This is a genomic window from Rhizobium sp. P2_G2 (assembly GCF_056403555.1).
The window spans coordinates 53,210-60,885 of record NZ_JBFUFF010000039.1; the positions used below are offsets into that span (position 1 = coordinate 53,210).

A 7,676-nucleotide genomic window follows, 5' to 3' on the forward strand; every position below is an offset into this window, starting at 1 on the left:
CCTGATGATCCGGCGCTCTCGGTCCGACAAGCTCGAAAGACTGGTCAAGGTGCAGCGGCATCTCGAACATATGGCGGAGGTCGAGCTCGCCAATACCACCCGCGCCCGGCAGGACGTCCAGGAGAACCTGAATGCGGTCGTCGAGGCGATCGGCTCGCTCAATTCCGTCCACCAGATCTTCGCCGGGCTCTATTCCGGCCAGATCAGCCGGCTGACGGCCAAGGACCAGCATCTCGAAACCGTCCAGCAGATTCACGAGAACAGGATGATGCGCGAGCGCACCAAGGGCGACCGGTTGGAGGAGAGCATGAAGGAGGCACGCGACGACGAGCGGCGCGAAGCCGACGACGCAGCGGTCTACGACGTTCTCGACCAGCAGATCGCGCTGAAATTCAAGCCGGACGCGCTTTGATCCGGCCGTCGGCCTGCAAGGTACGGTCAAGCTTGAACAACGATGATAGCGGCAAGGCCACTACGGCCCTTATTCGGTGACATCCATGGCAATCAATCCTCCCAGCGATATCGTTCTCGACGTGGTCAAGGCGGCCGACCCTTCCAAATTGGAAGAGGCGCAGGCCAAGCTGAAGGCCGGACAGGCGGCGACAAACGCGCAGCGTCTGGCAAGCACCGACAGTTCCTTTGATGCGACGGTCGCGCGTGAGCATATCCGTGACAGCACGAAGCTCAACGCGCTGCACAAGAAAGATGTCCCGCCGGCCTATCGCAAGTTCGAATCCATGGTGCTGTCGAACTTCCTCAAATCGATGATGCCGGACAGCGACGAAATCTACGGCAAGGGCGCCACGGGTGAGATCTGGAAAGGCATGATGGCTGAAAAGCTCGCCGACGAAATCTCCAAGAATGGTGGCATCGGCATTGCCGAGAACCTTGCCGAACACGGCTCGACGCGGACTCACGACAAGAAAGCCGTTGAGCACAATCGCGGCGAACGCCTGCATATGGCAACCCAGATTATCGACGAAAAGCAGATGGACGTGCTCGACAAGTTCATCCAGGGCGCCCAGCCCCTGAAGAACGGCAAGCACGATAGGCACGACAAGAAAGACACGACCGCTGCCGCCGTCTGAACGGATGGCCGGCACAGCTAGAGAATGGACGGAATAGCGATGGTGGTGACCGAGGAGAATTTCAGGGACGTACGGCTGCAGACCGTTCTCGATCGCCTGGAATTGATCATCGACAACGAGAACGAGCGGATCGGCACGGATGCGAAATTCGACATCAAGGCGTCGAATGCGCATAAGAGCCGCTGCCTCTACGAACTGACGATACTCTGCCGTGACACCAGCCAGGCGGACTTTCCGACTGGCTTCTCGTCGCAGATGAAATTCCTCAAGCAGAAGCTCCTGCTCAATGCCCGCAAGCTGGAGGCGCATCTCAATGCTGTGCGCACGGTGACCGACATTCTGCGCAATGCGGCCCAGGAAAGCGACGGCGACGGCACCTATACCCAGGAACAGTTCCGCCACGGCGAATTCTAGGACAGGTCTGACCGATGCTGAAACTCATCCTCACCGGCGTCTGGGTGGCGGTCGTCACGCTGGGATCGGTCTATGCCTCGATCCAGATGTCCAGGCCTGTCGACCCTGCCGAGGAGGCTGCCAAGCAGAAAGCCCAGGAAGAACTGGTGCGTGGCGAGATGGTGACTTTCCCCGTGCTGGAAGGCGGGGATGTCGTCGGCTATTTCATCACCAAGACCTCTTATGTCGTCGACAAGAACAAGATGGTCGGCATGGCCCTGCCGATTCCCGCACTTTTGACGGACGAACTTTATACCGCGCTGATTGGCGATAGGCTGATCCGCGTCAAGGATAATCGCGGTTTCGACGTCAAGGCGTTCCGCGAGCGGGTCAAAGGGGCGCTCAACAAGCGCCTTGGCACGGATGCGGTGATGGACGTGATCTTCGAGCAGGTCGATTATCTCTCCAAGGACGACCTGAAGGCGAGCCGCGAAAACAAGACCAGCCTCAAGAATGGCGGCGAGAAGATTGTCGAGGAAGAGCCGCCGACCGATATCAAACAAGCCTCCTCGGCGGACGCCAACAAAGAGCATTAACGAAGCGATGCGGGTGGACCGAAAACCGGTTCTTCCGGCGATTACTCACGGTTCCATTTCGGCCCGCACTGTGGCGAAATCATACAGTCTTGCTCACGATTTTTCGATCTGGCACACCCTCGCCGGAATATATCCGGCACACTTATATTTCGATCGCAAATAATAGTCGTCGCCGAGCCCAGATGATTTCTACTAATTCCTTGAAAAATATCATTGTTTAGTGATCAGGTTAATTGCCGGTAAAAGCCGGATTTCGCTTTTGATTGAATGACTTAAAGGGCGTTTCAGTCGCAATTGCTATGACTTTCCCCACGCGGGTGAAACCAACGGGGCACGGCCAATGCGCATGCATGGCACGGAGCTTGCTCAGTTGGTCTCAAAGCCTGCCTGCCGGATTTCTCCCACCCCCCGGCAGCCTGTGTGGAGAGTCGGGAATGAATGTCGTTTCGAATATGGCTCTTTTCGCCTCCAATCGGGAAGTGCTTGGATTGCCGGTCTGTGATCTCGATTGGGCGGAAGCGCTGCATTTCGCCAGCACTTTGGCCGACATGCCGGTTGGCCAGACGATGATCGCGTTCCTCAACGCCCACAACGCCAACATCATGCGCACCGATATGAGCTTCCGCAGGGCGCTCGACCGCCATGTCGTACTGCCTGATGGCATCGGTGTCGATTTCGCCTCGCTGACCACCTGCGGACGGATGTTTCCCGCCAATCTCAACGGTACCGATTTCGTTCCCGCGCTCCTGACCTATATGACCACGCCCAAGCGCGTCGGCCTGCTCGGTGCCCGTCCGGAGACGCTGCACAAGGCGCGCGACAATTTCGAGGCGCATGCGCCGTGGCATGAATTCATCGCGGTTCATGACGGCTTCTTCGGCGAAGAGGAATCAGCCGAGGTCGCCGATCTCATCGAACAGCACAAGCTCGATATCCTGCTCGTCGCCATGGGCACGCCGAAGCAGGAGAAATGGGTCGCACGGCATATACGTCCCGAGCATGCGCGCCTCGTGATGAGCGTCGGCGCATTGTTCGATTTCGTCGCCGGCGAGGTGCCGCGTGCGCCGATGGTCGTTCGCCGGATGCGCATGGAATGGCTCTATCGGGTCATGCAGGAGCCACGCCGCCTCTCCAGCCGCTATTTCGTTGGCGGCCCGGTTTTCTTCTGGCACGTGCTCAGCCATTCGTCCAACTATTGGGCGAAGGCGGCACTGCGCGCGGTCGCCGGGACCCGGCCTGCCTGACGCGCCTGCTCCGGTTCCACGTGTTAAGCTTCGGTTAACCATGCCGGCCTAGGGTGCCGCGAGCCCTCACCATGCGCCTGCGCGAGTCGCAGGCGGGCTCCCTGTGCGGCGCGTATCTGCCACGATCGAATTCAACGACAGACAGGGCAGGGATATGAACCGCCGCTCGCTTCTCGATCATATCGACGACAAGGAGACGCCGCCCGCCGCCTTGGCGCCGCAACAAGGTGCCGCAAGGCTGGAGCAAAGGCTCGCCGAGCTCGAAAGCCGCCTTGCAGCCACGCGCGCCGAGGCCGAAGCGCCGCGACAGCAACCCTTCTCCACCCAGATCGAGTCGATCCTGAAACGTCAGCCGGATCGCCTGCCGCAGCCTGTCGTTACAGCCGAAGTACCCGTTCCGGCGCGTGTCTATCCGTCCCGCCCCGTCTCTGCGCCGCTGCAAATGGCTGCCATTTCCACGGAGGCCGAGCGCAGTCTTGAATTCGCGAAATTCGTCGAGGCGGTGCATCTGATCGGCCAGGCCGCCAAGCGCTTCTTGCACGAGCCCGTCGCGCCTCGCCAGGCGGGACCAAGCGAAGACACCCTCGCGCTCACGGCGGCTCTCAAGGAGACGATCGGCGCCTTCCAGGCTATGACCGTGGATCTGGCAAACGCCGCATCGCAGATGCGCCAGACCGCACCCACGCCGCCGGCCAGGGTCGAGGCGCCCGTTTCGCGGCCTCGTGCGCGCGAAGACGATGAATTGCGCCGGCTGGAACGCGATCTCGCCGACATGCGCGAACGCCTTGCCGCGCTCTCGCGTCGCAGGATCAATGATTGATTTCCAACCCGCCTGCCTCTAAGTGCTGTTGAAAGTGCGGCGATCCAGGACGCGATAAGACTATTGCGTCCGGAAGACGGTCGTTAGGATCGCGCCGCAACAACCGCTCGGGTGGAGGAACTTCAATTGGCCAAGATCATCAACGGCACCGAAATTGCCGCTTCTGTCATCGACCAGGTGAAAGCCACCACCGCCGCGCTCCGCCAGGAGACGGGCGTCGAGACCGGACTTGCGGTGGTCATTGTCGGCAATGATCCGGCCAGCCAGGCCTATGTCGGCGCCAAAAGCCGCACGGCCAAGGAATGTGGCTTCAARTCCGTKCAGCATTCGCTGCCTGARCATACRACGCAGGAAGAGCTGCTGGCGCTCGTCGCCCAGCTCAATGCCGATCCGACSATCCACGGCATTCTGGTGCAGCTGCCGCTGCCMAAGCACCTCAATTCCGAACCGGTGATCCAGTCGATCCTGCCGGAAAAGGACGTCGATGGCCTGCATGTCGTCAATGCCGGCAAGCTTGCCACCGGCGATATCGACACCGGCCTGATTTCCTGCACCCCGGCCGGCGCGCTGATCCTGATCCGCATCATCCACGGTGACGATCTTTCGGGCCTCAACGCCGTCGTCATCGGCCGTTCCAACCTGTTCGGCAAGCCGATGGGCCAACTGCTGCTGACGCGCAAYGCCACCGTCACCATGGCCCATTCACGCACCAAGGACCTCGCCAAGGTCTGCGCCGGCGCCGATATCCTCGTCGCTGCCGTTGGCCGCGCSGAAATGGTCAAGGGCGACTGGATGAAGGCCGGGGCCACCGTCATCGACGTCGGCATCAACCGCGTTGCCGCGCCGGAAAAGGGCGAGGGCAAGTCCAAGCTCGTCGGCGATTGCGACTTCGCCTCCTGCGAGCCGGTGGCCGGCGCCATCACCCCGGTGCCGAAGGGCGTCGGCCCGATGACCATCGCCATGCTGATGGCCAACACGGTCATCGCCGCCCATCGCAAGGCCGGCAAGGCTGTCCCCAAGTTCTGAATTCGGGCACCAGACCGCGCGGCAGGGATGCCTGATCGATCATTTTGCCCTCCTTTGGGTGGCCGTCCGACGATCACAAGCGCGGACTCGACAAGCCCGTGCCTCAGAAATGAGGGCCGCCTTCGCGCCCGTTAGCTAACGGCCGGGGAGCAATCCTTCGGCCGTCTTGTTATTTGCCTGTCGCTCATCATGCGTCTGAACGTCTCACTCTCGCCTGCGACCAGCCCAGGACAAGCCTCGAAGCGCCTAGATCGTCTATCGAATGTTCGACGCTCTCTTGTCAGGGGTAGGCTCCCATGAATTCTTCGGCCGTCGCCGCTTCTCCGTCGCTTCAAGCCGTGCTGGCACAGGCCGTAAGCCTGATGGATGCCGGCAGGGAAACCGAAGCAGCAGCCGCGCTGCTGTCCATACCGCAGAGCGTACGCGCGCATCCAGTCGCCAGCAGCACGCTGGCCTATCTGCTTCTCACGACCAATCGATCGCATGAGGCGATTGGCTGGTTCGAAGCAGTGCTCGTCCTCAAACCGGGAGATGCACAGGCGCTTTCAGGACTCGGCATGGCCTGCCAGGCAACTGCCGATATGGCGCGCGCGGCGGAATGCTACGATGCGGCCCTGACTGCCCGAGGCGATGACGCTGGACTCTGGTATCATCTGGGGTCCGTGCTCTTCGAGCTCGGGCGGTTTCGCGACTCGCTTCTGTGCCTCGACCGGTCGATCCAACTTCAAGGAAATTACGCGCTCGCCCACACCAGGCGTAGCGCCGTGCTCGACGCGACAGGCGATCTTCCTGGTGCTGTCGCCGCGGCGGTCCGCGCTTGCGAGATTTCGCCGGATGTCGATGCGCTGCTGCAACTCGGCAATCTCCTATCGAAGCAGAATAAGTCCGAAAGTGCGATTGCCATCTACGATATGGTCCTGTCGCAGGAGCCGAGCAATTTCTGCAGTCTCTGCAACAAGGCCCATGCACTGAAACAGGCGGAACGCGAGGACGAGGCACTCGCCCATGTGCGCGCCGCGCTTGAGATCGAGCCTGACAATTGCGAGGCGCTGCTGCTCTGCGGCACACTCCAACATGGGCTCGGACAGGGCAATGCCGCGATCGCGACGCTCACCCGCGTCGCCGAACAGGGGCCGGCACGTCGCCACAAAGCGACCCGCAGCCCGGCTCGCTTCAAGGCGCTGCTGCTCTTCTCCCCGCTTGCCGGCAATACGCCCTATGAAGACCTGATCATCAATGGCGGCTACGATGCCGATGTCGTTCTCGTCCTGCCCGGCTACAACTACGATCCGGCCGAACTCGACGCTGGCGCCGATGTCATCGTCAACCTCGTGTCGGATGCCGATCTCGGCCGCGAGATCATCGGTCCGCTCGCCGTTTTCGCCGACCGGCTGACAAAGCCCGTCGTCAACCATCCGCGGCTGATCCTGCCCACCGACCGCGCCTCTATCGCGGAACGGCTTAAGGACCTGCCAGGCGCAGTTATGCCGGCCACCACGCGCATCGCAGCGCCTGCGCTCGCCGCCCAGATGCGAACAGGTGCCGATATCGCCTTGCCGGTGATCGTCCGCCATGCGGGTACCCATGGCGGAGATCGCATGGAGCTTTTGCATTCGCAGCATGAGATTCTCGCTTTCGCTGAAGAAGCGGGTGACGAGGCTCTCTATCTCACGGATTATGTCGACTATAGCTCGGCGGACGGCCTCTTCCGCAAGTATCGCTTCATCTTTGCCGGCAACGAGATCCTGCCCTATCATCTGGCGATCGGCGACGGCTGGAAGGTGCATCACGCGTCAACCCGCATGGCGGAATTCGAATGGATGCGCGCCGAGGAAGCTGCCTTCCTGGACGCACCCGAACGCACATTCGGGCCGCAGGCGATGGCGACACTTGACGCGATCCGGCGCCGGATCGGCCTCGACTATTTCGGTATCGACTGCGCGCTCGATCGCGAGGGGCAGGTGCTGGTGTTCGAGGTCAACGCCTCGATGCTGATCCACTTGCACAATGAAGGCTTCGACTACAAGACACCGCACGTCATGCGCATCAAGGCAGCTTTCGAAGAGATGTTGGCGCGGCGGGTGGCGGACGGCATCGCCGAGGCGCAAGTCGTGACCAAACGTGCCGTGTCGGGTGGCAGGTCCGGTTAGAGGATAAAATCGCCCTTCACGATATTGGTGAAATGGTCGAATTCGATCTGGAAATCGGCCTTCTTGTCACCGTCAAGGTCGCCCTCGATCATCGCCGTTGCATGGCTCTTGTCGATCACGACATGTAGTTCGCCGGCATCGCCGCTGAATTTCTTCGCTCCGATGAAGCTGAATTTATCGTTCCCCGTGTCAGGGTGCAGCGCCGAGAGGTCGATCTTGTCCTCGTGCGAGATGAAGACGTCGATCATGTCGTGCTGCTTGCCAACACTATCGGAGGTTTTTTGATAGACGAATGTGTCTTGATCGGCACCACCGGTGAGCATATCGGCGCCACCCCGGCCGACGAGCGTGTCCTTGCC

The 7,676-nt window shown here is 61.0% G+C and carries 9 protein-coding genes; 8 read left to right on the forward strand and 1 reads right to left on the reverse strand.

The genetic code is table 11. From position 1 onward, the window contains the following. Positions 1-4: 4 nt before the first annotated feature. From AC1D06_RS24080 to AC1D06_RS24115, 8 genes are all read left to right on the forward strand, one after another. Positions 5-412, forward strand: a complete 408-nt coding sequence (locus AC1D06_RS24080) for a hypothetical protein (RefSeq protein ID WP_477884007.1) — start codon at positions 5-7, stop codon at positions 410-412. 85 nt (positions 413-497) lie between these two features. Continuing rightward, positions 498-1,088, forward strand: coding sequence for a rod-binding protein (locus AC1D06_RS24085; protein WP_477988323.1), 591 nt, complete (start codon positions 498-500; stop codon positions 1,086-1,088). A gap of 24 nt (positions 1,089-1,112) precedes the next feature. Continuing rightward, positions 1,113-1,502 carry a hypothetical protein gene (locus AC1D06_RS24090; protein ID WP_477988325.1) on the forward strand — a complete coding sequence of 130 codons (390 nt, stop codon included), beginning with the start codon at positions 1,113-1,115 and terminating at the stop codon, positions 1,500-1,502. A gap of 14 nt (positions 1,503-1,516) precedes the next feature. Next, the gene (locus AC1D06_RS24095) at positions 1,517-2,077 is read left to right on the forward strand and encodes a hypothetical protein (protein ID WP_477988327.1); all 561 of its coding nucleotides are present in this window, start codon (positions 1,517-1,519) and stop codon (positions 2,075-2,077) included. A gap of 434 nt (positions 2,078-2,511) precedes the next feature. Beyond that, the gene (locus AC1D06_RS24100; protein ID WP_477988329.1) at positions 2,512-3,321 is read left to right on the forward strand and encodes a WecB/TagA/CpsF family glycosyltransferase; all 810 of its coding nucleotides are present in this window, start codon (positions 2,512-2,514) and stop codon (positions 3,319-3,321) included. Between the two features lie 103 nt (positions 3,322-3,424). Further along, on the forward strand, positions 3,425-4,141 hold the full coding sequence (locus AC1D06_RS24105; protein ID WP_477988331.1) for a hypothetical protein: 717 nt from the start codon (positions 3,425-3,427) through the stop codon (positions 4,139-4,141). Positions 4,142-4,267: 126 nt separating this feature from the next. Next, a complete protein-coding gene (locus AC1D06_RS24110; RefSeq protein ID WP_477988333.1) occupies positions 4,268-5,167 on the forward strand; it encodes a bifunctional methylenetetrahydrofolate dehydrogenase/methenyltetrahydrofolate cyclohydrolase in 900 nt (299 codons plus the stop codon). 296 nt (positions 5,168-5,463) lie between these two features. Continuing rightward, positions 5,464-7,317, forward strand: a complete 1,854-nt coding sequence (locus AC1D06_RS24115) for a tetratricopeptide repeat protein (RefSeq protein ID WP_477988335.1) — start codon at positions 5,464-5,466, stop codon at positions 7,315-7,317. On the opposite strand, the gene AC1D06_RS24120 is transcribed toward AC1D06_RS24115, so the two are convergent. Beyond that, positions 7,314-7,676, reverse strand: a 363-nt coding sequence (locus tag AC1D06_RS24120) for a M10 family metallopeptidase C-terminal domain-containing protein (RefSeq protein WP_477988337.1), incomplete at its 5' end; no start/stop codon positions are given. The two genes, AC1D06_RS24115 and AC1D06_RS24120, sit on opposite strands and share 4 nt — an antisense overlap.

Bases quoted from the DNA above. Each gene is read 5' to 3' on its own strand.
- AC1D06_RS24090 (WP_477988325.1), top strand. From the start codon at position 1,113: ATGGACGGAATAGCGATGGTGGTGACCGAGGAGAATTTCAGGGACGTA.
- AC1D06_RS24080 (WP_477884007.1), top strand. From the start codon at position 5: ATGATCCGGCGCTCTCGGTCCGACAAGCTCGAAAGACTGGTCAAGGTG.
- AC1D06_RS24095 (WP_477988327.1), top strand. From the start codon at position 1,517: ATGCTGAAACTCATCCTCACCGGCGTCTGGGTGGCGGTCGTCACGCTG.
- AC1D06_RS24115 (WP_477988335.1), top strand. From the start codon at position 5,464: ATGAATTCTTCGGCCGTCGCCGCTTCTCCGTCGCTTCAAGCCGTGCTG.
- AC1D06_RS24085 (WP_477988323.1), top strand. From the start codon at position 498: ATGGCAATCAATCCTCCCAGCGATATCGTTCTCGACGTGGTCAAGGCG.
- AC1D06_RS24100 (WP_477988329.1), top strand. From the start codon at position 2,512: ATGAATGTCGTTTCGAATATGGCTCTTTTCGCCTCCAATCGGGAAGTG.